Genomic DNA, 23,618 nt, shown 5'->3' on the forward strand with positions numbered 1-23,618 from the left:
GCCGTGCGCTGACAGCGCCAGCCCTATTTGCTAACGAGGCTCAGACATCAGTCCTTTCACGAGAGATATGCATCCCAGCATTAGAACGATTGCGAAAGGCAACCCTGTGGACACTGCCATTGCCTGCAGTGCTACAAGACCGCCGCCCAACAGGAGAGCAATAGCAATCACCCCCTCGATCACCGCCCAGAACACACGTTGAGGCACCGGCGCATCCACCTTGCCACCGGCGGTGATCGTGTCGATTACCAAAGAGCCTGAGTCCGAGGAGGTAATAAAAAACACAATGACCAGAACGATGCCCAGGAATGAGGTGATCTCTTTAAGCGGCAACTCCCCCAGCATGGCGAACAACTTCAGTTCCAGCACAGCATCCTTGACGCCCGTCAGGCCCTGTAAGGTCGCTTGGTCAATGGCCGTTCCGCCGAACGTTGTCATCCACAGCACAGACACCACTGAGGGGACGAGCAAGACCGAGATCAGAAACTCTCTGACCGTTCGACCACGACTGACGCGCGCGATAAACATCCCTACAAACGGCGACCAACTGATCCACCACGCCCAGTAGAAGGCCGTCCAGCCTTGGGTGAATTGAGTGTCAGTGCGGCCGAATGGATTTGACAGCGCCGGCAGGTATTCAACATACGTCACCAGGTTCTTGAAGAACCCTGTGAAGATGGCCAGGGTCGGCCCCACTACGATGATAAACACCAATAAGAGCAATGCGAGTCCCATATTAATCTGGGAAAGCATTTTGACGCCCTTGTCCAAACCGGAAAGGACGGACCACAGCGCGATCAAGGTGATGCCAACGATCAGCACGACTTTGCTGAGATTCGTCGATTGTATCCCGAAGAGATATTCAATCCCCGCAGCAGCCTGCTCTGCGCCAATGCCCAGAGAAGTCGCCAACCCAAATAGTGTGGCGAATACCGCGAGAATATCGATGATATGCCCTGGCCACCCCCAAACGCGCTCACCCAGTAACGGATAGAAAATTGAGCGTATCGAAAGCGGTAAGCCCTTGTTATAAGAAAACAATGCCAGGGACAACGCCACAATCGCATAGATCGCCCAGGGATGAAGTCCCCAGTGAAAGATCGTAGCGGCCATTGCCAAGTCGGCGGATGCTTTCATATCGCCTGCTGCACCGCCCAACGGCGCCCAGTCCGTACGCACTCCGCTCGCATCGACTGTCACGCCTCCCATGGACGCCGCGTAATGCGACATGGGTTCGGCTACGCCATAGAACATCAACCCAATGCCCATGCCCGCGGCAAACAGCATTGAAAACCATCCGACGTAGGAGTGGTCTGGTTTCGCATCTCTGCCGCCCAAACGCACCTTCCCCAGCGGGGAGAAAATCAGCGCAATGCACAGCACCACAAAAACATTCGCAATGCTCATGAAGAGCCAGGCGAGGTGGCTGGTTAACCAGTTCCGGATAGCGCTGAAGAGGGGTTCTACTTCATTCTGCAGTGCCAATGTCAAAATGACGAACAGTAAAATTGTGGCGGCTGAAATGATGAATACTTTGCCGTGGATATCGAGCGAGAACGAAAACTCTCCCTTGATATTGTCTTGACCGATGACATAGTCAGTGTCGATCAGATTGGCAGCCCCACTAGGAGCAGGAATACCGTCCTCACTGGGGACGTGAGGGGTGTTAGGCCGATCATCCGTAGGCTTTTCAACCATGAGAATCTCCTTCTTGTTGGCACGTCTTAACGTGCGGTTGTCATTTTCCCCGCTGTTCCTATGGTAAAACGAGATGTTAGCGCCTTTATCCTAACAAGCTTTGAGGGCAAAACCGGCAAAACCTGCTTATTGCAACGCCGCGCGGTCGAAAATGTCACCGCTATATGCTTGTTGAGGTCATCCGCTCGGCTGTTCGATAGCTAAACGGCGTTGATCGTTCCAAGCATTTATTCAACCATGGCGGGCATCATGTAGAATGTGACAAGGGGTGTCACCGCAAAACGCGGGAGGGCAGGTTTAATTCAGCGCAGGTCGGGCCGCCGCGCGGAGTGACTGTGCCTATGAGCTTGAAATCTTCACGTCCGGATAAACCCCACGGCCATCGTGAATCACCCGCCACGCGTGCTTTTTTCTCCCGATTCCTGGCCGCGGAATCAGCGGGTGGCCTGATACTCATGGCTGCTGCTTTGATAGCACTCCTCGTCGCCAACTCCCCGTTGGCAGACATTTACTTCTCGTCACTGCACGTAAAAGTCGTTGGCCTCTCGATTGAGCACTGGATCAATGATGGCCTGATGGCGGTGTTTTTCATGCTGGTGGGGTTGGAGATCAAGCGTGAAATGTTGGTCGGCCAGTTATCGAGCTGGAGCCAGCGCGCTCTTCCAGGGTTCGCCGCGTTAGGCGGTATGCTGGTACCTGCTTTGATCTATATTGCGGTCAACTGGGGTAACGCCGAAACCTTGGGAGGGTGGGCTATTCCGGCTGCGACCGATATTGCGTTTGCCTTGGGCGTACTGTCGCTGCTCGGTAAACGTGTGCCCATCTCGTTGAAAATCTTTCTGTCTGCGCTGGCGATTCTTGATGACCTGGGTGCCGTGCTCATCATCGCGCTGTTTTACACCAGCGGCTTGTCCGTCAGCATGCTACTGGCCTCACTGGCCGTTATTGTGTTCCTGGTCATGCTTAACCGATGCGGTGTGACCAGGCTTTCGCCTTACCTGATAGCGGGCGGTCTGCTGTGGTTCTTTATGCTTCAGTCGGGTATCCACGCGACCTTGGCCGGTGTCATTCTCGCACTGTGCATTCCGATGCGAGCGGCGAGCAGCGAGCGCAAATCACCGCTCATCCACCTGGAAGGAAAGCTGCACCCGTGGGTCGCTTTCGCCGTTGTGCCCATCTTCGGTTTTGCCAATGCGGGTGTGTCTCTTGCCGGTATCTCGCCCAATAACCTGATCGACCCAGTACCTCTGGGGGTAACGCTTGGGCTATTGCTAGGCAAGCAAATTGGTGTGTTTGGTTTGGCTGCGCTGGCTATTCGCACAGGGCTGGCCAAGCTGCCTGAGCAATGTGATTGGTCTCAGCTGTACGGTGTAGCGCTGCTGTGCGGCATTGGTTTCACCATGAGCCTCTTCATCGGGGCGCTGGCCTTCCCGGGTAACCCGCATTTGGTCGATGAGGTGAAGGTTGGAGTGCTGATGGGCTCTATTCTTTCCGCTGTCCTCGGTGTTGCTGTTCTTTTGAAGGTTAAACGTTAATCCTGGGCTTATCTGCCCGCTGATAAATGCATGAGGGATGAGCATCCAGTCGCGTAGGCGGGTTCAAGCATCATGAATGCCGCTGACCGATCTCGATGTAAGTCGGTTTTTTGGACTGGAGATTCTCCGAAAACAAGTCCAGAGTTAAGTTTTTTCCTGCTTTGGCAAAAAATAAACCCCTTAATTTTCAAAGGGGCGGACGCTAGATGCGAGTCTCGTTTCCCGCTCCAAATACAAAGAAAAAGCCACTCTAACGAGTGGCTTTTTCTTTGTCTGAAATTTGACGCAGCATCGTGCATTGATGTGCAGGCTTTCACCCGAAATGAGTCATGTGCGGTATCCCGATAGTGCATAGCTGCGCGTCGTTGATGAAAAGATACGGCGACGAGACATTCACTGAAGGCGTGCAGATATGAGTTGCGAAGGACCGATTATTGATGAAAACGCACGGGGTATCGACGTGTCGCGCTGGCAGGGCAACATCGACTGGGCACGTGTGGCAGGCGCGGGTGTCACCCATGCGATAGCGAAGATGACGGAGGGCGGCGACTACACCGACCCCAAGTTCGTCGAGAACTTCCAGGGCATGAAGGCGAACGGCCTGAAGGCTGGGGTTTACCACTATTTCCGTGCGTTGAGCAGCACACCGTGCGAGCAATTGGCCAATATCAAGGCCCGGCTCGCTGAGGTGGGGTTCAAGGTCGGGCAGGACATCCTGGCCATCGATGTCGAGACCAACCGTAACGAAGCAGCCACTGCGGATCAGATGGCCGATGCGCTGTTCCAGCTGGTAACGCTTGTCAGGGTTTCGCTGCTGGAAGGCGCTTATCCGCATATTTATGCCTCGCCCAGCGTCTGGAGCAACAGCGTGGCCTGGCGCAAGCATGACTTCAGTGAATGCCCATTGTGGATTGCCCATTGGGACGCCGCCCAGCCCACCGTGCCAGAAACCTGGAGCTCGCGGGGCAAGAGCTGGCAGTGGTGGCAGCACAGCAGCAAGGGGCGGGTCGAGGGTATTCAGGGTGCGGTAGACCTGGATTGGGTCAAGCGCTGATGCCTACAGCGCAACGGCTTCGATAGAGGCCGTTGCACCTTTTTCTGCTAAGCCTCGCGATTGTTGGTCTTTCGGTAGGGGGTGGGGGCCGAGCGCGGTGAAGGCCAGCCGGTGGACTACGTCAAGGCCCGCGCGTTCTATCGTCTCTCGGGCAAGAACGCCAAGTTGCCACCGGGGCGCCTTATGGAAGAGGGCAAGGGCCGCCCGCAGGATCTACCCGGCGCGCTGGCCGTGTATCTGGACGCAGCCGAATACTGCCGCGACGATGCCTGGGAGGCGATGAGCCGTTTGCGCCGAGCAGGGCAGCCGCTTAATGAAACCCAATCCCGGCGTTATCAGCCGCTCTGGCTGGAAGGCTTTGTCGGCCTGCAGCCACGCCGTATGGCGGTGGGGAAGTGTTCGAGGCCGTCAATGCCACGGGTGAGCGCAAGCGCGTGACGTTGTCGTACCGCTTCAAGGCGGACAGCGGCGCCGCTGCCTGACAGTTCCGGCGAGATGGAGATCAAGGCACCGCTGGTGTTCCCAGCGCAAGCCCCCCAACACAAGCCTTACCTGAACGGGCTATGCGCCAGAAAACCCTGTGCTTGATTGCGCCGTCGCTACCGTGAACCCGTGACTTCGGCAGGCCTGCCTCAGCGAACGAATTTGACGTACACCCGTTCCGGGTCGCTGTCGTCCAGGTTCTCGATGTGCCCGCTCGGTACAAATCCAGCCTTGGCGAGCATCGCCTGCGCAGCGGTGTTGGAGGCATTGGTTGAAGCAAACAGCTTTGGCGTTCTGCACAGCGCTTGCGCGGCAGCCAGTAACCGCAGCGCCACGCCCTGGCGCTGGTAGGCCGGTGACACAACCACCAGCGCTACAAAGTCGTGGTTGAAAAAATCATAGGTGAGCACCAGGTAGCCCGCACACTGCTCTGCGTCAACGGCGACCAGGCATTGCTGGCGAGCGACGGCATCATGGATAAAGACGCGACGGCTGGTGTGGGCGTTTGCATAGGTATCCAGTGCGATCAGTGCCTGTACATCGTGGGGTAGCGCCTGGCGGATGTGCCGGGTCGTGTTCATTGGGTTGATCATCTTATTTCCAGCCAGTGGTAACGCTTATCCTCACATTGAAACAATTGTGCTGGTTTAATGCGTATGTCGACTCGCGAAGGAATCGCAACCGTCGATTTGCCATTTATTGCTGTCACCTCAAGGAGCTACACCATGCAAGGACGTATGAAGTTAAAGCACCTGGCGTATCTATTGATCCCGTTGCTTGCCGCCTGTACCACGCCCGATAGAACCCGCGAACCTCTTGTCACTGTTCAGCCCCCACTAGAGCCGGTGCTGCCGTTTGATAACTGCTCGGTGGGTTGCCCCAGCGGCGGCAGCCCGCTGACGTTGAACCGCCAGGCGTACACGCTGAACAACAATGGCTCGACCAAGTTTGCCAACTGGGTGGCGTACAGAATTACCAAGGACACACCGGCCAGCGGTCGCCCCCGTGACTGGAAGACCGACCCGGATATCCCGCAAGGCGAAACCCTCGACCCAGTGGATTACAACGGCGCGAATGTCGCGCTCAAAGTCGACCGCGGCCATCAGACCAACCTCGCGTCGATGGCGGGCGTTGCTGATTGGCACACGCTCAACTACCTGTCGAACATCACCCCGCAGAAGGCCGATCTCAACCAGGGGCCTTGGGCGCACCTTGAAGATCAGGAGCGCAACCTGAGCAAAGCTGCCGGCATTGACCAGGTGTACGTCACCACCGGGCCGCTGTATGAACATTTTGTCGGCACGCTGCCGGGTACTAACAAGGTGCACACCATTCCCAGCGGTTACTGGAAAATCATCTTTGTCGGCAGTTCACCTGAAAACGGGATTTACGCCGCGTTTGTGATGAACCAGGAGACGCCCAAGGACGCGAATTTTTGCGACTACCAAGTGACGGTGAACCAGATCGAGGCGCGCTCAGGGCTGACGTTTTGGAGCAACTTGCCGCAACCGGTGCAGGCCGCGTTGAAGTCGAAGCAGGGCCAGTTGCCGAGCCGGATCGGCTGTCAGTAGTCGTAACCTGTGGCGAGGGCGCTTGCTCACGTTGGACTGCGTAGCAGGCCCATTTTTTGGGGCCGCTGTGCGCCCCAATGGGAGCAAGCTCCCTCGCCACAAAGTGAATGCCTGCTAACCCCGCAAAGACCTTTGGATTTGATGATCAAAGGTCTCTAGAAAATCCTTCATCCTGACGTCTCCCAGGTCGACCGCTTTAACGTCGAACGTCGCGATAAACGTGACGTCGGTGATACCCAGGACGTTCAGGGTCAGTTTCAAAGAGTGAATCGCAATGTCACGGCCTCTGATCGTCGCCTAGGCTCGGTGTGCCCGCACGCAGGCTTGAAACCGTGGGCCGCCTGGGCCTGTCAGATCAAGATCAACAGCAGAGCGCGGCGGCCTGAAAGCCGACCTGAATGGTTGAAGCAGAAACAAAGCAAAAGCACAGCAGCACTTCTCTGTCTGATGTACTGAGATCCAAATGTGGGAGTTAGCTCGGCTGCCAAGATCAGTTTGGCTGCCAGCACCGCAATGCTCTGCTTTTCTGGGGGAGCTGGCTTGTCGGATCGCCGCACCGCTGCGATGCAGAGACCTCGGTCTATCAGTGCCACACAGTCGACGCCATCGCAGCGGTGCGGCGCCCCGTTAAGCCCCGCTGGCCACCCACGGTCCAAAGCCTGCGGGTGGTGCCGAGTGGTGGGGCAGGAGCTCTTTTAGTGACGTTTGGGGCTCTTTGCCGCTGACCAGGCAGAAATACACCAGCGAGCACAGATCACTGTGTTTGCCGGGTGCCTAGCTTCGCGGGTCAGGTAGCAACGTCAGGCCTGCGGGAGGAGGCGGGTGTAGCGACTAAAAATCTTTCCTGATCAGTGTTTTTCCAACGTTTCGGAGGATCTCTCGGTACTGTCTTTTCCAGTTGTTTTTCCAGAACAGCATCGTGGACCCTGAGCTGATATCGCTCGGGTTGATTTCTTCTGGTTGTTGTTGGCAGATCATCGGGAATGCGCAGTAGGCTTTGAAGTGCTTGGAGTAGAGCCTGTCTATCGGCTGTTCAGCATACTCAAACGTCAGCAGTTTTCTGCACGCTGAATCAGACATGATGTAAGCGTGAGTCCCTTTGGCGCGGCATCGGGCGACGTTCCAACTCCACGTGAGCCACAGCGTGCCCAGGGTCACACCGAGGAAAAAAATATCAGGCTGCCTTGAGCGCAAGAAGTGATTGATGCGCTGGATGGTCGAGCCTTTCACGCCGACCAGCGTGGCGTCATCTTCCAGGATCAGGACGTTTTTATACCCGCGTTCAAGGGCCAGCGCCGCGCAGGCCTGATGGGAAGTAAAACACCCGCGTTCAGGGTTGGTATCGCGTTTGGCAAGGTAAAATTCAATGTTCAAGTCAGCGTCTGCGAATTCCCTTAGAAGCAACGTACGGCGGTCCTCACGCTCTTCAAGGCTGATGCAAAACACACCGTCCACTTGTAATGCTCCTAAAGATGACATGGTCGCGATCACTGCCTTTAAACGTCTAAGTAGGTCAGTGAGCGAGGCTATGTTTCGAGGCGGTCATCGTCTGTAGGAGAGTTCGTAAAGGCGTTGCCGAAAACGGCAATTTACTCCGCTAATACAGACAGCTTTCCCGCGCCTCTTTGAGCAAGTCACGGGTGGCATCCGCACGCAGCAGTAGTGTCATTTGCGTTTCGTCGATGATGATTTCCGCCACGATCAACCCACAAATCATCGGGGCGGTCACCAGCCAGTGGCAGTAGCACTGGGTCGCTACGGACACGCAGACGCCCACCACCCACAACGCCAACACCCATTTGGGCGCGCGTTGCTGCAGCGGGATCCAGAAGCGCTGTAGTTTCTTGAGGCGCAAGGTGTGCAGTCTCAGTGCGTCTTCAAGGGTTGATAAGTACGCGTTAGCGAAGTGTTGCTGTGCAGTTGACATAGTCTAGGCCACCTAGAGTGCTAAACGATCCGGGCGCGGCTGGGCAGCGTGCTTCCCAGCCAGGCCAAGTTCACGTGTTCAACTTCTACCCAGTGCTCACCGGCAGGTTTTTCACCACAGCTCTTGAACGCCCTGCAAACGCCGTGGGTATCCAACAAGGCAAAGTGTCGATAGCGGGCGGTTCGCGTGAACCCCCAGGAAAAAATACGCATCGCAGTCCCTGGTTAAATCAAGCGTGCCAGCTGAGTTCGAACAGCGTTCCGCCGTTTTCCATCCTTCGGCAGGTCACGGCCCCACCATGGGCGAGGGCAATCGCGCGTACCACCGCCAGGCCCAGGCCGCTGCCACCCTGGGCACGGGAGCGGGAGTGTTCACCGCGTTGGAAGGCCTCGAATATGTGCTTGGCGAAACCCTCGTCAATGCCGGGGCCGTCATCGCGCACGCGCAGGTAATTGATTGCATCGCGGGTACTCAAATGCACGACGACGTTGCCCGGTGTCGCGTGCCGGCGGATATTGTCCAGCAGCGCCAACAAGGCCTGGCGGATCCTGGCCGGGTCGCAGCGCATCGTGCGGCGTTGCATGTCCAGCTGCAGCACAAACCCTGCGTCCGCCAGGCTCGGTTCGAACAGCCGCACATCTTCTTCAATCCCCGTGGCCAGGTCGGCTTCCTGCAGGTTGAGTTCCAGGTAGCCACTGTCGGCCAGGCCGACGACGCGCAAATCCTCGATCACGCGGGTCAAGCCTTCCACTTGGCCCAGCAGGCTGTAGAACTGCGCGGTGTCGGGCTCGAACACGCCTTCGGCCAAACCCTGCAGGCGCCCGCGCAGGATGGTCAGGGGCGTGCGCAGTTCGTGGGCAATCGCTGCATTCCAGAACGCCTGCTCCTGTGCCATACGCTGCAAGCGTTTGGCCATGCTATTGAAGTCATCCACCAGAATGGCCGCCTCACCAATGGATTGGTCGCCGGCCACGGCTTGCACGTCCAAGTCGCCGTCCGCCAGTTTGCGCAGGTTCTCGGCCACCGAGTTCAAGGGCATCAGGATCCGCCGAGATAATTTCAGCGCCACGATCGAACCCACCGCCAAGCTCACGCACGTGGTCAAGCCCATCCATATCCACTCGGCACTGGCCGGCAGCCACTGATCCACTTCGTCATCGGTGAGCGGCCAGTACGTCCAAAGCAACGCGTAGAAAATGTATGAGCCAATCACCGCCAACGCGATCACGCACAACACCACAACGGACATCGACAGGATGATCTGACGGCTCAAGCCGTTAAACATCTTCACGAGGCACTTCCAAAGCGGTAGCCGACGCCCCGAATGCTGGTGGGCACGCCCTGCAACCCGAGGTCTTCGATCTTGCGGCGCAGTTTGCTGATGTGGCTGTCGACCGTGCGTTCCAGGCTGTCACTTTCCGGGGAGCATTGGGCCAGCAGTTCGGCGCGGGTAAACACCCGTTTCGGCGCCTTGGCCAACTGGGCCAGCAAGCGGAACTCGGTGACGGTCAAGGCCAGCGGCACTTTTTTACCGGCGGCAGTCACCGTGACTTCATAGCTTTCCAGGTCGATATCAAACGCATCCACCCGCAACACTGTGGGGCAGGCGCGGTAGCTGTAATCGAGGGAGCGGCGCAGCACCGCCTGGGTGCGGGCCACCACCTCTGCCGGGTTGAACGGTTTGACGATGTAGTCGTCGGCCCCGATGCGCAGGCCCATCAGCTTGTCCATGTCCTGATCCTGCGCCGTCAGCATGATCACCGGCGTATTGCCGCGATGGCGCACTTCGGCGAGTACCTGCCAGCCATCCACGTGAGGCATCAACACGTCCAGCAACAGCAGGTCCGGCTTGAGTGCCAGGTGCATTTCTAAGGCGTGCCGGCCATCGAGTGCGTGGGCGGTGCGAAAACCGCTGCGTTTGAGATAAGCAATCAGGATGTCGGCGATCTCGGGCTCGTCTTCCGCAATCAGCACCAGCGCCTGAGTTTCGCGGGCGTTGTCCGGTCGGGGCATCGATGCAACGGGAAAATCATTCATGGTCTGCTCGGTGAATTGGTCGCGTGCCGTCCCATCCCTGTGCTCGCGGTTATCTGCCGTGTCTTGGCTGCCGTCCGTTGCCGTGTTCGAATGTTGATCATAGCCTTTGGGTGATGCCATTCGACCGTGGTCGGTGCATTGTGCGCAACAAACGTGCGCTTTTATGGGAGGTTTTGTGGAGGGACGATGGAGATGGGCAATAATTTTGCCCGCCGCACTCATTTCAGCTCAGGCTCGATCAGGCCGGCCACGCCACGCACGATGACCTCTGGGTGGCTGTATTCGGCATTGAGGTTGGTCAACACCACCACGGTCAGTTTGTCGTCGCTAAACCGAGAGAGGTGCGACGTGAAGCCTGCCAAGAGCCACCGTGCTCGACCACCCGGTGGCCGTTGATCGAGCGGATTTCCCAGCCAAAACCATAGCCCTTGGCGAGCACGACCCGGCCGTTTCGATAAATCCCCAAGGGCCGCCCCGGCAAGCCCTGCCGGGCCATTTCGGCGGCTACATAGCGGTCGATCGCCATGCTTTGTTCGCGGCTTAGGGCGTCTGCATCCACCGCCGCAGCCAAGCAAGAGGACATCATCAGGATGCTCGCCGTTATGGTTCGAAACATAAAACCTCAAGCCTTTAACGCCGTCTATGGGCGCCCAGTCTGGCCAACAGGTATGGAACTTCATGGGAGGTTTTATGGCGCTGGCGTGGATGAATCAGGCGGATTGACGAGCAATACACAAAAGTCCAATATGGAATTATAAGTACATAAAATATTCCGCCGGCTCCTTTCTTTCTTCACTTCTTGCCAAACCAACAACAACTTGCGAGACAACGATCATGAAGAAACGCACGCTTATCACCGCTCTGGCCCTGAGCCTGATTGCTTCCAGCCATGTGCTGGCAGCCGACAAACCCCTGCGTATCGGCATCGAGGCGGCGTACCCGCCGTTCGCGTCCAAGACGCAAGAGGGCAAGATCGAGGGGTTCGACTACGACATCGGCAACGCCCTGTGCGCGCAGATGAAAGCCAAGTGCGTGTGGGTGGAAGGTGAGTTCGACGGCCTGATTCCTTCCCTCAAGGTGAAGAAAATCGACATGGCCCTGTCGTCCATGACCATCAACGAAGACCGCAAGAAGTCGGTGGACTTCAGCCACAAGTATTACTTCACCTCCTCGCGCTTGGTGATGAAGGACGGTGCGGTGGTGGATGACCAGTACGCCAGCCTCAAAGGCAAAACCATCGGCGTGCAACGGGCCACGACCACCGACCGTTATGCCACCGAGGTGTTCGAGCCCAAGGGCATCAAGGTCAAGCGCTACAGCAACAACGAAGAGATCTACATGGACCTGGCGTCGGGGCGCCTGGACGCGATCTTTGCCGACACCATCCCGCTGAGTGACTTCCTGAACATGCCGCGCGGCAAGGGCTACGCCTTCGTCGGCCCGGAACTCAAGGACCCCAAATACGTGGGCGAGGGCGCTGGGATTGCGGTGCGCAAAGGCAATACCGCGTTGGTCAGCGAGTTGAATGCCGCCATCGACGGCATCCGCGCCAGTGGTGAGTACCAGAAGATTTCACAGAAGTACTTCAAGTCGGATATCTACGGCGACTGACTGTGAATACGGTTTTGAACCTAGCCTAGGTCTATGTGGGAGCTGGCTTGCCTGCGATAGCTGTCTGTCAGTCAATTCTTCATTGGCTGATGCACCGCTATCGCAGCATAGGTATCTATACATCTTTTTTACGGGTTGAGTACTGTGGTTGACGAGGGGCCGCTGGGTACATATCCGTTATTTGGATCACGGCTGCTATGGGTTCCGCCCTTACGGCGGCTCACTTTTGAACAGCGCAAAAGTAAGCAAAACGCTCTTGCCCCACCACTCGGCACCTCGCTTAGGCTCGGTGCGGCCAGCGTGGTTAACGGGGCGCCTGAGATCAAAAACAGATCAAGATCAAAAGCGAAGCCGAGGCGGCCTGATCTTTGAAGCTGAACTCAGCCAAGTGTGGGAGCGGCGGTGCGACGATTCGACTTGCCCGCGAAGGCGTCGGCTCAGCAAACATTGATGTTGACTGACCCACCGCTTTCGCGGGGATGTGGTGGCCTTTGAAAGTTGTGTAGATACCTATGGCTATCGCAGGCAAGCCAGTTCCCACAGTTGACCGGTGGTGTTTCGAAGATTATCTGCTCAGCCCTTCAATTCCTTAAGGTGCTTGTAAACCGTCGCCCGCCCCATCCCCAGCACATTCGCCACATAGTTCGAAGCGCTCTTGCCCTTAAAGGCGCCTTCGGCATGCAACGCCAACACCAGTTCGCGCTTATGGTCACGGGTCAGCAGGTTCAGGCTCAACTGACGCTCACGCATCCACGCATGCAAGAAGGTGTTGATCCGTTCCTGCCAGTCATCACGAAACAGCGAGTCCGGTTGCGGGATCAGCTTGCTTGGCGACAGGAACAGATCCAACGCCGCCTTGGCATTTTCGAACAGCGAGATATTCAGGTTGATGCACAGCACCGCCAGCCGGTGACCTTTGTGGTCGTGGAGCACGGTGCTCAGGCTGCGAATTTTCTGACCGTCCCAATTGAGCTTTTCGTACGGGCCGATATTCACTTCGCTGACGTCATCGCTGAGCATGTCCTCCAACGATGAGTCGTCACCGAGGGCGCGTTTGGACAGGTTATTGGCGATGTAATCGACTTTTTGCGTGCGCAGGTCATGCAGCACCACTTCCGCGTGGGGAAAGAACAACGTGGCGATCGCATCGGCAATCGCGCGGAAGTTCTGCATGACCTTGTCGTGTTCGGCGGTGTTCATTAATGCGGCTCCAGGCGGACGGGCGAGAGCATACCAGCGTCCAGGCCGAATCGCGTCAACGGCTCCGGCAGCGGCGCGCCACGCACCAGGGCTGCGCTCGCCTGGCCCATGGCGGGTGATGTCTGGATGCCATAGCCGCCTTGTGCCGCCACCCAGAACAACCCGGGCACCTGCGGATCGAAGCCCGAGAGCAAATCACCGTCGTGCACAAAACTGCGCAGGCCGGCCCAGGTTCGCGTCGGGCGGCGAATGGTCAGGGTAGTGGCCTCTTCGATCTGGTAGATGCCCATGGCGATGTCCAGTTCTTCGGGCTGCACATCTTGCGGTTCAACCGGGTCGGCATTGGCCGGCGAGCCCAGGAACATGCCGGCGTCGGGCTTCATATAGAAGGCTTCGTCGAGGGCCACCAGCATCGGCCAATGATGGGTATCCACGCCTTCGGGCCCGGCGAAGATAAACGCCGAACGGCGCTTGGGTTGCAGGCCGATGGACGCCGCGCCAGCCAGCCCGCCGATATGGTCGGCCCACGCGCCGGCGGCGTTGATGATGATCGGCGCGGTGTACGTCGCATCCTGGGTGCTCACATGCCACAGGCCGTCGGCGTCACGGTTCAAACCGAGCACGTGGCTGTCGGTGCGCACTTCGCTTTGGTTACGCCGGATACCGCGTAAATAACCCTGGTGCAGAGCGTCGGTGTCGATGTCGCTGGCGGTGGGGTCGAAGATTGCGCCATGGACTTTTTCACGGCGCAGGATCGGCAACCGCGCGCAGGCCTCGTCGGCACTCAGCCGCTCGACCTGCGACACGGTGGCCTTGGCGCTCAGGTATTGGCTCTCCAACTCCGCTGGGTCGCCGCTGAAATCCACGGTCATTTCGCCGCGCGGCGTCAGCAGCGGGTGCTCACAGAAGCCTGCGGGTGGGTTGTCGAAGAACTCGCGGCTGGCCAGGGTCAGCGCGCGCACTTGCGGAGTGCCATAAGCTGCCGTATAGAGCGCCGCCGAACGCCCGGTGGAGTGATAGGCCGGGTGGTTTTCGCGCTCCAGCACCAGCACTTTGCCATGCTGCGAGAGCCAGAAACCTGTGGACGCGCCAGCAATGCCGCCGCCGATGATGATGAAATCTGCATGGCTCATAAACGTCTCCTTAAAGCGCTTAGCGCTGGATTTGGTACAGGGCATTGGCCAGCGCAATGTCTTCCAGACCCAGGCCGATCGAGCGGAAAAACACATGGCGGTCGTAGTCCGGGCGCTGCGCCATGTCGCTGAGTAATTCGGGCAGGTCGCCGACGATGGCGCGCTTGTCCCAGCCGTGGCGTTCACTGGCGATCAGCATCTCACCGGCTGCGCCCGGGGTGGTCTGGCGATAGTCGCAGAACACGTGCATGTGCTCGAGGCTCGCAGGCGGCACTTCATGGGCGCGCGGGGCATTGGTGCTGATGGAGGTGATCAGTGCGGGTTTGCGCAAGCGTGTCGGGTCGATCACCGGGCCTGCCGAGGAGGTGCAGAGCAGGATGACGTCAGCGTCGTCCAGGGCGGCATCACAGGTCTGGGCGAGGGTCAGGCGTGGGTCCAGGCCTTTGAGGTGGGCGAGGGTCTCGGCATTTGCTCGGCTCAGGCTGGGCGAATACAGGCTGATGTGCTGCCAGTCGCGCAGGTTCTGCACATAACGCAGATGCGCCTGGGCAACCTTGCCGCTGCCGATAATCGTCAGGCGCCGTGCTGCCACCGGTGCCAGGGCGTCCACCGCCAATGCTGTGGTGGCGGCGGTGCGCGCGGTGGTCAACTCAGCCGCATCGCAGAGCAACAAGGGCTGGCCGGTGCGCATCGACATCAACAGCGTCCATGCCGTCACCAGCGGGCCTTGCTCGCGCACGATGTACGGCGAGGTCTTGACCCCGTAAACCCCGTCTTCGGCCAGCACGCCCAGGTAGTTGATAAAGTCGCCGGCGCCCTGCGGGAACGCCACCAACTGTTGCGCCGGTTGTACTGCAAGCCCTGCGGCCAGGTCGCGAAACAGCTTGCGCAGGATGTGAGGCACATCGATCTGGGCGAGTAATTCGCGAGCCTGGGCTTGGTTGATCACGTGGGGCGTGCTGGACATGGCGATCTCTGCAAATAAACTAATTTGTCCATTATGGACTTTTAGTTCTGTTGGGCAATATCCATATTAAAAAAAGCTACGTCGCCGCCTTCCGATCAAAGTGATGCGCACCGTACCAAGGCAGAGACCGGCGCGGGCAGCGGCCACTCCACCGCCATTTCCATCAACGCGCAACTGCGACCGGACCTGGCGCAACGGCAAGTCAACCCAGTAAGCCTGCCAGGCTTCACCTTGCCTACCGGTCAGAACGGCTTGTTCCGCCTGAGCGGGCAGGGCGCCACCCAAGGGCAAGCGGCCCAAGGCAATACCGGCGCGCAGAGCTGGACACTCGGCGGCGCGAGCGTCGACCTGGCGCAACGTCAACACACCCTTCCAGCGAACTCGGCACGCACGCTTCAACTGGGCGACGTCGCCCAGGTGTCCGCAAGCACCCACGCACTGAGCGTCGCGGCCCGTACCGCAGGCAGCATTGATGCCAGTGCACGCGCGGTCAACGCTGCCGGCGTCGGCAGTGCCGATGCTGTCGTGCAACAGTCCGGCCGCACGACCGCTGGCGGTATCGCGCATGTCGACGGTATCGCGGCGTTGAACCCAAGTGGCAGCGCCCAACCCGGCGCCGACCTTTCCCCGACCCTGGTTGAGCGAGATGCCCGGGTTGTGGTCACCGCACCTGAGGGCCCGGCTTCGCTCCCAGGCCCAGCACCGCATGACGCCCCGGCCACCGTTGCGATTCAAGCCAGTGCACCACCGAGCGCGGTAGGCGCCCAAGCCATCAGCCGCGTGCAAGGCCTGCCCGATAGAAGCGGCGTGTCGCAAGCGCACAAATACCTGATCGAAACCAACCCCGTGCTCACCGACATGAAGCAATTCATGAGCTCGGACTACCTGCTCTCTGGCCTGGGCTACAACCCGGACGAGAGCGCCAAGCGCCTGGGCGATGGTTTCTACGAACAGCGCCTGGTCCAGCAAGCCGTGGTCGCGCGCACCGGTCAACGCTTTCTCGACGGGCAAACCACCGGCGAAAAACTGTTCAAACACCTGATGGACAACGCCATCGCCAGCAAGCAAACGCTGAACCTGGCCGTGGGGGTAAACCTGACTTCCGAGCAAGTGGCAGCGTTGACCCACGACATCGTCTGGCTGGAAAAGAGCGTGGTCAACGGCGAAGAAGTGCTGGTGCCGGTGCTGTACCTGGCCAACGCCAACAACCGCCTGGCACCCACCGGCGCGCTGATTGCGGGTAACGATGTCAGCCTGATCGCCGGGCAAGACCTCAACAACGTCGGCACCCTGCGCGCCAGCAACAACCTGTCGGCCAAGGCCGGCAATGACCTGGTGAACAGCGGCTTGATTGAAGCGGGCAACCGCCTGGACCTGCTGGCCGGCAACAACATCGTCAACAAGGCCGGCGGCATCATTGCAGGCCGCGACGTCACCCTGACCGCCGTGAACGGCGACGTGATAAACGAACGCACCGTCACCCGTCACGACAGCAGCGACGGCGTCTCCAGCGAACACCGCGAGTTCCTCAGCAGCGCAGCCCGTATCGAAGCGGCCAACGACCTGAGCATCCAGGCCGGGCGCGACGTCTCCAACCAGGGCAGCGTGCTCGACAGCGGGCGCGACACCACGATTCAGGCCGGGCGCGACCTGAGCTTTGGGTCGGTGGAGCAGGTCAACAGCAACGCCAACACCCAAACGCGCTCCAACAGCAGCTCCGTCACGCAGAACGGCTCGTCGGTGACGGCGGGTCGCGACCTGTCGGCAAAGGCCGGTAGGGATTTGACTGCGATTGCCAGCCAGATGGAAGCCAAGCGGGATGTGGCGATGGCGGCGGGTGGGGACCTGATCTTGGCTTCGGCGGCGGATGAGCAGCATGCGGCGTTGAACCTGAAGAAGGTTAAGGCGCAGGAAGACCATGTGAGCCAGGTGGCGACTTCGGTTAAGGCTGGGGGGGATGTGGTGCTCAGCGCTGGGAAGGACTTAGCGCTGATTGCCAGCCGTGTCAGTGCTGGGGATGAGGCGTATCTAGTGGCGGGTGGCAACTTGGCGTTGCTGTCGGCGCAAGACAGTGATTACTCGCTGTATGACATGAAGAAGAAGGGCAGTTGGGGCAGCAAGGAAACCCAGCGTGATGAAGTCACTCAGGTCACGAACATCGGCAGCCAGATCACCAGTGGCGGCAATCAGACCCTGCAAAGCGGTGGGGACCAGCTGTACCAGGGCGCCAAGCTTGAAAGTGGCGGCGATATAGCGATTGTCAGTGGTGGGTCGGTGACGTTTGAGGCGGTCAAGGACCTGCATCAGGAGAGTCACGAGAAGAGCAAGAGTGACCTGGCGTGGAACAGTGCCAAGGGGAAGGGTAATACCGACGAGACGCTACGCCAGACTCAAATGCTGGCGCAGGGGAAGGTAGCCATTCAGGCAGTGGATGGCCTGAAGATCGATATCAAGAAAATCGACCAGCACTCCGTCAGCGAGACCATCGACGTGATGGTCAAGGCGGACCCGCAACTCGCTTGGCTGAAAGACGCTGAGAGGCGCGGCGATGTTGACTGGCGGCAAGTGCAAGAAATGCATGATTCGTTCAAGTACAGCCATTCCGGCCTTGGGCAAGGGGCGATGCTGGCGATCATTATTATTGTATCGGTGCTGACGGCCGGAGCAGCTAGCGGTCCGCTCGGTACGGCGTTTGCGGGTGTGGGGTCTGCGGGTTCTGGCACTGCGATGGCCGCCGCTGGCAGTTCGGCGATGGTGTCAGCAGGTACGGCAGCCGGTACAGCGGCCGCAGGATGGGGCAATGTCATGGCCACCGCTGCACTGTCGTCAGTTGCTAGCAACAGCGCGGTTAGCTTTATCAACAACGGTGGCAACATCGGCGCAACGTTCAAGGATATTACTTCAAGCAAAAGCATTCGTAATTATGTCACTGGGGCGTTGACCGCAGGTTTCACTGCGGGGGTATTGGACCCAGCGTTTGGAGTTACGGGTGATAACGTCAATAAGGTCACCAAAGGCTTCAATCTTAGTTCTGCATCGGATATCGGCAAGTTTGCGGCTTATTCAGGAGCGCAGGGGGCTGTACAGGCAGGTTTCGGGACGGCGTTGCAGGGGGGCAGTCTTGGAGACAACCTCAAGCAATCGTTGGTGTCGCAGGCACAGGGTGTGCTGCGAGGTGTGGCCTTTAATGCGGTTGGTGATTTTGCTGACCATAAGAAGTGGGACAACGCTAGCATCGAGAAGACAGCTCTCCATGCGCTGGTCGGTGGTTTGCTCAGTGAGGCGGCAGGCGAAGGCTTTGTCACCGGAGCGATGGCCGCGGGAGCAAACGAGGCGTTAAGTAACCGTTTAAGCGCGTTGGTGAAGGGCGATAAGCAGCTTGAATTGGCGGCGTCTCAGTTAGTGGGCCTTACAGCGGCAGCGATGGTGGGTGGTGATCTGCAAACCGGGATCGACATCGCCAAAGATGCGACGGCCTATAACCGTCAGTTGCATCCCGAAGAAAAGCGTCTGCTTAAAGAAAAAGCGGCTCAACTAACCCGCGATCATGTGCAGCAAAATCAGTCAGGGTTCAGTTGGGAGGAATTGTTGACATTGGCTAGTGACAGCCAGTTGGACAACAGCACCGCCCGAAAATACGAAGCTTTGCGTGCTCAGTTGGACTCACCCACTCAGCGAGGAAATCCGCAGGTTGAGCTTTTTTACAGGGCTATGGAAGTTGCCCAAGCGGTTGTGAACCAGATGAGTGCTCAGGGCACGCCGCTTCGTTGGAGAGACGGCTCGGTTGTTACCGCACATGGCGAAGCGGTGCTGGCTTTCCAGGCTACCGCCGAGCAAAAAGCAGACAGCGGCCTATTTGGAGGCAACGGGGCCGGCTCTTATGGACCAACAGGCGGCACGCTCCAGGCGGATGCCAATCGGTTTGGCGTTAAAACAGCGCTAAACCGACATCCCGAGATCAGCCTGTTCGACGGATCTAGCGATGTTTCTGACACCATCATCGAAGGCGTTAAGTACAAGGCTGAGATCAGTGGCTTAAAGGATTTTACCTTGCTCGACGTCTTGCCAATTGGGCGAGCCGCTGCGGTCGGGCGCAAGGTCGCGACTACGGTTGAAGCTGAATTCGTCGAGCAAGCGAGTGAGGCAGTACTGCGTGGTAGTGCCACTTTTGTTGAGAGCAAGGTCATCCAGGCCAATACAACGGTGCAACTGAGCGAAGCGGTGACACTCAAAGGTGGCAAGATCTTGCCGAAGGGCAGCGTTGTCACCGTTTCTGATGACGCGATGAAGGTTGTTTACCCGAATGGGGTTAGTGAAGTAGGCTCGTATAGCAAGGCTGTTTCTCAACCTCTGCTGCTGCCAGGTGCAAAAGAAATACCTAAGGAATTAGGTAAAGTGTCTTTTGATGCAGCTAATGGTGTGGGAACCATCTACTCTCCAAGAGTCACCATGAGCGGAAGTGAAATAACATTTGATGAGTTTGCGATAGGTACTTCGAAAGGATTCATTGGCGTTGGTGCTGATGGGGCCGCTGAATTAGCAGGACCATTGAAGAAAATGCTTGCTTATGCTCAGTCCCAAGGTGCAGGAAAAATTACTCTGACAGGTCGCTATGCATCCCCAGAAGGCTCTAAGCTTGGGACAGGTAGTTTTGATAATGTAAATCAGAATTTTTCCTTTAGCTTTCCCGCGACTAAGGAAGGCTTGAGGGATTTTTTAAAAGGCGTTGGACAATGAAGGTTCGTCGAACACTTGAAAAAAGGATGAAAGATGTTGAAGCCTTAGGTCGTGGGTTCTTTCATGAGGAAGCTGAAGATGGTGACATTTTATTTTCTACTGGGATAGAGGGTGGAAGGTTAGATGTATATGTTGATGGTTTTTTCTTTGGAAATAATGAAGTTGCGAATAAGGTGTTGTTTGCTGATATTTCTAGTATTGAAAGTCACCTGAATGTAGAACTTTTTTCGAATTCGAGTCGCTCGGGGGATGTTGATTTTTACGTTCCCTTAGATGTGAAATGTGGCTTGTCCAATTTTGCGTTATTTTTACCATTCTTGACTTACTCTAATGTTATGAATATTTTGGTTGGGCTTAGAGAGGATTGGGTGAGGCAGATATCTCCTAAAGGATAGTTGGTGCAAAAGGCGCAGGTACATCTCTAGAGCGAGGTCTTGCCTACGACAACCCATCTAACCTTATCCAAAGTCGTGTAAGTGAAATTCAGTCACAAATACCTGCGAATTCTCAAGGCCGAATAACTATGGGTGTTGCGGTAGTAGAGGATGCCAATGGTGTTCGCTCTGTTCTGGTCAGTACAAGTGAACCTCGTGGCTATCTTCGTCCTGGAGTGAGTTTGCAAGAAGGCGAGAAAGTAGTTGTTGGAACTGGCCACGCAGAAGCGGATATTGTCAGCTATGCCAACGCTAACGGATTGAAAGTTGTTGATATCGGTGCGACACGTCCTGTCTGTGCATCGTGTCAGAACGTAATTGAGCCGACAGGGGCCAATGTGTCAACGCCATTAAAACCACTGCCAAAGGCTAAACAATGATTATGCGTTTAGAAATGATTGATAAAGGACTTGTAGAAAAGCTTAAGTTGGTCAGTGAGGAGCAACGAAGAGTTGCTGTAAAAGTGGCTTGCGAACTTGCTTTCCAGGCTTGTCCAGTAGAAGTGCCTATTGTTGTCGAGTCTCTTAGGCAACTACTGTCTGGTAATAGACTCACAACTGATCAGGTTGCTGGGCTAGATGCTTTAGCTGCACAGTTAGATGAGAAGTATTTTGACTTGCAAGACAGCCTGGGTGAAGGGCAAAACTTAAATCTAGAAGGTCTTCAGTTGTTTAGCCAAGCTCGTGCTGTATCGGCGCTGTCATTAGCTGGTGGAGAGAATTCGCTTATGACAGCGACCGAAGCAATATATGAAGCATCGTCAGCCGTTGATGATGGAACTCATATTTTTAAAGCAGTACTTTCGGTTTTGCCAGAGTCTTAATCATTAGGTTTTTTGCTTTGGCTGAGATCCGGCGCACTCTTGCGCCGGTATTTCCAGTTTCTGTTGCGCCCTGATTGCACCCTGTTTGCACTCTTTTTGCATCCTTTCTGCAGTCAAGTTGCATCCCTTTTGCACCCACCCTGACGACCTACGGTCTATATTGCTCAATACGCCCTTTTTCAGCATGAGATTTTGCTCCTTAACAGGAGAAAAATCTCAATACACATCACGCACCTCTCGCGAGGTGGGTATTTTCTATATGTATCAATTAGTTATCCGGTTTCTGTCTGCTGGGTGCTGTTATACATTTGTAATACAAAACGAGTGTTTCACCCAGGAAGCACTGACGTGAGTTGTATAGCATTTGTTATACACAGCGGCAGCCCCACAGAACTGGTCCTTTTTTCAAGGTTGGCCCGTTTTATTGGCCCGGCAAGCTGTCTCTTTTAGTCGCAGCTTGTGTCCAGCGCTTGGCGTCGTGCATGTGCAATACGCTACTGATCACTGTCTCCAGGGCTTCGCGCTCTTTGTCATCCAGCTTGGAAATGGCCTCAAACTGAAGTTTCAGGCGGTCATCCGGCCCACGTTCTCCCTCATCAAATAGCAGCATATCGGCGCTGACACTCAGAGCCAGAACGGTCCTTCGAAAGACTTCGATGGTCGGTTGTGTTGTGCCTGCTTCATAGAGCCGTAGCTGCGAAATATGCACAATGGGGATCCGGAGACAAGATTGAGAGGGTGGTTGGCTAATCGTTCGATAAGCCAATCTGTTCCCGCGTTGGCTACAGCATTGGAGTCCGCGTTGCAAAGCAGTAGAGTCAAAGTCCAAGGCGTTACCGTTAAAATTGGTTTGCCAGCACCCGGTAAAACAGGTCAAGCAGAAATTAAGGTGGAACCATGGCCCAAGAAATAAATAAATTTGAACGCGTGGGTGTGAACCCAAGGTGGCCTTCTTACAAATCAGTACTCGCTCGCATCGCCAGAGGGCCGTATGTTGAGGACGCGTTTTATGTCAACGCGATACGCAAATACGTCACCAGGGAGGATGCAAGGCCCACTGATCCAATGATGGTTCCAAATAAAAATAATGCGACAGATAGCATCCCAGAAGAAATGGCGCGGGTAAGACTTTATAAAGTACTTGCCACTGCCCCAGACAACCCGCAATGGTTGCAAGAATTGGCTCACTGGATGCGTTACTACCAGGTAGGTGTTTGGCAATTGTACTTTTGGGCGCACCAGTACGATCAACGCCCCGGCAACCATATTCGCCAACAAAACTACAGCTTCCAAACCGGTGCCAACATGATGGCCGCGATGGCGATCCTGGGTTGGAAGGATGCCGTCATCCATCAGGGCTATCTCACTCATGCGGCGCTTAATCGCGAACATCAGTTGGTGATCGAGTATGAAGAGCAGCACCGCCGCGCCCAAGCCTTTATGCTTCGCGTGTTTGCCGATTGGGTGGGCGATTTATCGCATCTTTGGCCGGCCTATGCATATGATGAGCCTATCTACGAAGCTCTACTGGCCAACTGGCGCACCGCCAACCCCGACGACTTGTTGCCCTGCCTGCTGGCCGCATGTGACCGCCACACCTGGCAAACCGGCAAAGACAGCCAAAAGAATTCGTACGATTTCGATCAGGAATGCCACATGGAGCGCGTGCCGGTGGAAATCCTCTACATATTGCGTCTACGCCAATGGGAAGGCTTGCCCAATCCGCAGCAGATTGATCATCCGCTGATGGCCGCGCCCTTTGACCAATTGCCGCCCGAGCAGCCAGTGCCTGAGTTGGACGAGTTGATGCAAGGCGTGCTCAAGCGCGCAAGGGGGGACTGGCCACAGTACGATGAAGTGCTGTCTTTGCCAGCATTGAAGAGTTGAATAGGTGCAAAAGCGACAGCAGGTGCTTCTGTTGATGGCGCAGGCGGTATTGCTGTTGCGCCTAAAACGATCCAATATGAACCAAAGGGCTCGGTTGTTTTACAAGGTGACGCCCCTGTATGCGGACCAGCCTGCGCAGCAATGACAATTACTGACAAAACGGGCGCGGCTATTAGCCTTGATAATGCAATTGAAAGCTTTATAAACGGGGTCAGGCCGTTCGGCGTTAACACTCTGGAATTATCAGATGTGATATCTAAGGCGGGAGTTAAAAATACTGTAAACACTACAATGCTACCTGGGCAATTAAATAAAGCACTGCAAGAAGGCGCGAGTGTTATCGTTCAGGTTCCCGCTGGCCAAGGAAAACACTTCATTATTGTTGATAGTGTTAAGTCTGTTGATGGCGTAAGTTGCTATATGACACGAGACCCGTATGTCGGGCCAAGAGGTGTTCAGCAAGGGTTGTTAGATGGCGCAATGTCAATAGGCGTTAATGCTAATGTGATATGGGAGTGATA

24 protein-coding genes are annotated in these 23,618 nt (G+C 56.7%); 11 read left to right on the forward strand and 13 right to left on the reverse strand.

Going from position 1 to position 23,618, the window contains the following annotated elements; translation table 11 throughout:
• Positions 1-30: 30 nt before the first annotated feature.
• Entirely contained in the window at positions 31-1,698 is a 1,668-nt protein-coding gene (locus K0P33_RS12685) for a BCCT family transporter (protein ID WP_094952077.1), read from the reverse strand.
• Between the two features lie 341 nt (positions 1,699-2,039).
• On the opposite strand from K0P33_RS12685, the gene nhaA reads away from it, so the two are divergent.
• The 3 genes from nhaA to K0P33_RS12700 all read left to right on the forward strand — a co-directional run bounded on the left by nhaA (position 2,040) and on the right by K0P33_RS12700 (position 4,725).
• The gene (nhaA, locus tag K0P33_RS12690; protein ID WP_094952078.1) at positions 2,040-3,233 is read left to right on the forward strand and encodes a Na+/H+ antiporter NhaA; all 1,194 of its coding nucleotides are present in this window, start codon (positions 2,040-2,042) and stop codon (positions 3,231-3,233) included.
• Positions 3,234-3,645: 412 nt separating this feature from the next.
• Positions 3,646-4,287 (forward strand): glycoside hydrolase family 25 protein, encoded by a 642-nt coding sequence (locus K0P33_RS12695; protein ID WP_242155498.1) that lies wholly within the window; start codon positions 3,646-3,648, stop codon positions 4,285-4,287.
• Positions 4,288-4,368: 81 nt separating this feature from the next.
• Complete coding sequence (locus tag K0P33_RS12700) at positions 4,369-4,725, forward strand: hypothetical protein (protein ID WP_242155500.1); 357 nt, start codon at positions 4,369-4,371, stop codon at positions 4,723-4,725.
• Positions 4,726-4,919: 194 nt separating this feature from the next.
• On the opposite strand, the gene K0P33_RS12705 is transcribed toward K0P33_RS12700, so the two are convergent.
• Positions 4,920-5,363, reverse strand: coding sequence for a GNAT family N-acetyltransferase (locus K0P33_RS12705; protein ID WP_242155502.1), 444 nt, complete (start codon positions 5,361-5,363; stop codon positions 4,920-4,922).
• Between the two features lie 132 nt (positions 5,364-5,495).
• Between K0P33_RS12705 and K0P33_RS12710 the strand changes: the two genes are divergently transcribed.
• A complete protein-coding gene (locus K0P33_RS12710; protein WP_094952081.1) occupies positions 5,496-6,341 on the forward strand; it encodes a DNA/RNA non-specific endonuclease in 846 nt (281 codons plus the stop codon).
• An 831-nt stretch (positions 6,342-7,172) separates the two neighbouring features.
• On the opposite strand, the gene K0P33_RS12715 is transcribed toward K0P33_RS12710, so the two are convergent.
• The 6 genes from K0P33_RS12715 to K0P33_RS12740 form a co-directional block, all read right to left on the reverse strand.
• The gene (locus tag K0P33_RS12715; RefSeq protein WP_242155504.1) at positions 7,173-7,832 is read right to left on the reverse strand and encodes a glycosyltransferase family 25 protein; all 660 of its coding nucleotides are present in this window, start codon (positions 7,830-7,832) and stop codon (positions 7,173-7,175) included.
• Positions 7,833-7,938: 106 nt separating this feature from the next.
• Positions 7,939-8,268 (reverse strand): hypothetical protein, encoded by a 330-nt coding sequence (locus tag K0P33_RS12720; RefSeq protein WP_242155506.1) that lies wholly within the window; start codon positions 8,266-8,268, stop codon positions 7,939-7,941.
• 20 nt (positions 8,269-8,288) lie between these two features.
• Positions 8,289-8,480, reverse strand: coding sequence for a hypothetical protein (locus K0P33_RS12725; RefSeq protein ID WP_094952084.1), 192 nt, complete (start codon positions 8,478-8,480; stop codon positions 8,289-8,291).
• 17 nt (positions 8,481-8,497) lie between these two features.
• A complete protein-coding gene (locus K0P33_RS12730) occupies positions 8,498-9,559 on the reverse strand; it encodes an ATP-binding protein (RefSeq protein ID WP_242155508.1) in 1,062 nt (353 codons plus the stop codon).
• Positions 9,556-10,305, reverse strand: coding sequence for a response regulator (locus K0P33_RS12735; RefSeq protein WP_242155510.1), 750 nt, complete (start codon positions 10,303-10,305; stop codon positions 9,556-9,558). The genes K0P33_RS12730 and K0P33_RS12735 overlap by 4 nt, the downstream gene beginning before the upstream one ends.
• Positions 10,306-10,618: 313 nt before the next feature.
• The gene (locus K0P33_RS12740; RefSeq protein WP_176462971.1) at positions 10,619-10,921 is read right to left on the reverse strand and encodes a hypothetical protein; all 303 of its coding nucleotides are present in this window, start codon (positions 10,919-10,921) and stop codon (positions 10,619-10,621) included.
• A 218-nt stretch (positions 10,922-11,139) separates the two neighbouring features.
• On the opposite strand from K0P33_RS12740, the gene K0P33_RS12745 reads away from it, so the two are divergent.
• Positions 11,140-11,916, forward strand: coding sequence for an ABC transporter substrate-binding protein (locus tag K0P33_RS12745; protein ID WP_094952086.1), 777 nt, complete (start codon positions 11,140-11,142; stop codon positions 11,914-11,916).
• Positions 11,917-12,489: 573 nt separating this feature from the next.
• Here the strand turns inward: K0P33_RS12745 and K0P33_RS12750 are convergent.
• From K0P33_RS12750 to K0P33_RS12765, 4 genes are all read right to left on the reverse strand, one after another.
• Positions 12,490-13,116 (reverse strand): PAS domain-containing protein, encoded by a 627-nt coding sequence (locus K0P33_RS12750; RefSeq protein ID WP_094952087.1) that lies wholly within the window; start codon positions 13,114-13,116, stop codon positions 12,490-12,492.
• Positions 13,116-14,249: an FAD-binding oxidoreductase gene (locus K0P33_RS12755; protein ID WP_094952088.1), complete on the reverse strand. Its 1,134-nt coding sequence runs from the start codon at positions 14,247-14,249 to the stop codon at positions 13,116-13,118. The genes K0P33_RS12750 and K0P33_RS12755 overlap by 1 nt, the downstream gene beginning before the upstream one ends.
• 19 nt (positions 14,250-14,268) lie before the next feature.
• Positions 14,269-15,216, reverse strand: coding sequence for an ornithine cyclodeaminase family protein (locus K0P33_RS12760; protein ID WP_242155512.1), 948 nt, complete (start codon positions 15,214-15,216; stop codon positions 14,269-14,271).
• Positions 15,217-15,282: 66 nt separating this feature from the next.
• Positions 15,283-15,783, reverse strand: a complete 501-nt coding sequence (locus tag K0P33_RS12765; RefSeq protein ID WP_242155515.1) for a hypothetical protein — start codon at positions 15,781-15,783, stop codon at positions 15,283-15,285.
• Between the two features lie 474 nt (positions 15,784-16,257).
• On the opposite strand from K0P33_RS12765, the gene K0P33_RS12770 reads away from it, so the two are divergent.
• The 4 genes from K0P33_RS12770 to K0P33_RS12785 all read left to right on the forward strand — a co-directional run bounded on the left by K0P33_RS12770 (position 16,258) and on the right by K0P33_RS12785 (position 21,210).
• Positions 16,258-19,953 carry a DUF637 domain-containing protein gene (locus K0P33_RS12770; protein ID WP_242156036.1) on the forward strand — a complete coding sequence of 1,232 codons (3,696 nt, stop codon included), beginning with the start codon at positions 16,258-16,260 and terminating at the stop codon, positions 19,951-19,953.
• Positions 19,950-20,348 carry a hypothetical protein gene (locus K0P33_RS12775; protein ID WP_226501951.1) on the forward strand — a complete coding sequence of 133 codons (399 nt, stop codon included), beginning with the start codon at positions 19,950-19,952 and terminating at the stop codon, positions 20,346-20,348. Before K0P33_RS12770 ends, K0P33_RS12775 begins: the two co-directional genes overlap by 4 nt.
• A gap of 128 nt (positions 20,349-20,476) precedes the next feature.
• Positions 20,477-20,767, forward strand: coding sequence for a hypothetical protein (locus tag K0P33_RS12780; RefSeq protein WP_141230115.1), 291 nt, complete (start codon positions 20,477-20,479; stop codon positions 20,765-20,767).
• Positions 20,764-21,210, forward strand: coding sequence for a hypothetical protein (locus K0P33_RS12785; protein WP_242155517.1), 447 nt, complete (start codon positions 20,764-20,766; stop codon positions 21,208-21,210). The genes K0P33_RS12780 and K0P33_RS12785 overlap by 4 nt, the downstream gene beginning before the upstream one ends.
• Positions 21,211-21,631: 421 nt before the next feature.
• Here the strand turns inward: K0P33_RS12785 and K0P33_RS12790 are convergent, their stop codons facing one another.
• Entirely contained in the window at positions 21,632-21,919 is a 288-nt protein-coding gene (locus K0P33_RS12790; protein ID WP_242155519.1) for an RstR family transcriptional repressor, read from the reverse strand.
• A 512-nt stretch (positions 21,920-22,431) separates the two neighbouring features.
• On the opposite strand from K0P33_RS12790, the gene K0P33_RS12795 reads away from it, so the two are divergent.
• A complete protein-coding gene (locus K0P33_RS12795; protein WP_347341856.1) occupies positions 22,432-23,097 on the forward strand; it encodes a hypothetical protein in 666 nt (221 codons plus the stop codon).
• 141 nt (positions 23,098-23,238) lie between these two features.
• A complete protein-coding gene (locus tag K0P33_RS12800; RefSeq protein ID WP_242155523.1) occupies positions 23,239-23,616 on the forward strand; it encodes a hypothetical protein in 378 nt (125 codons plus the stop codon).
• The last annotated feature ends 2 nt before the right edge of the window (positions 23,617-23,618 follow it).

It is taken from the genome of Pseudomonas sp. ArH3a (genome assembly GCF_022648765.1).
Classification (GTDB): Bacteria; Pseudomonadota; Gammaproteobacteria; order Pseudomonadales; family Pseudomonadaceae; genus Aquipseudomonas.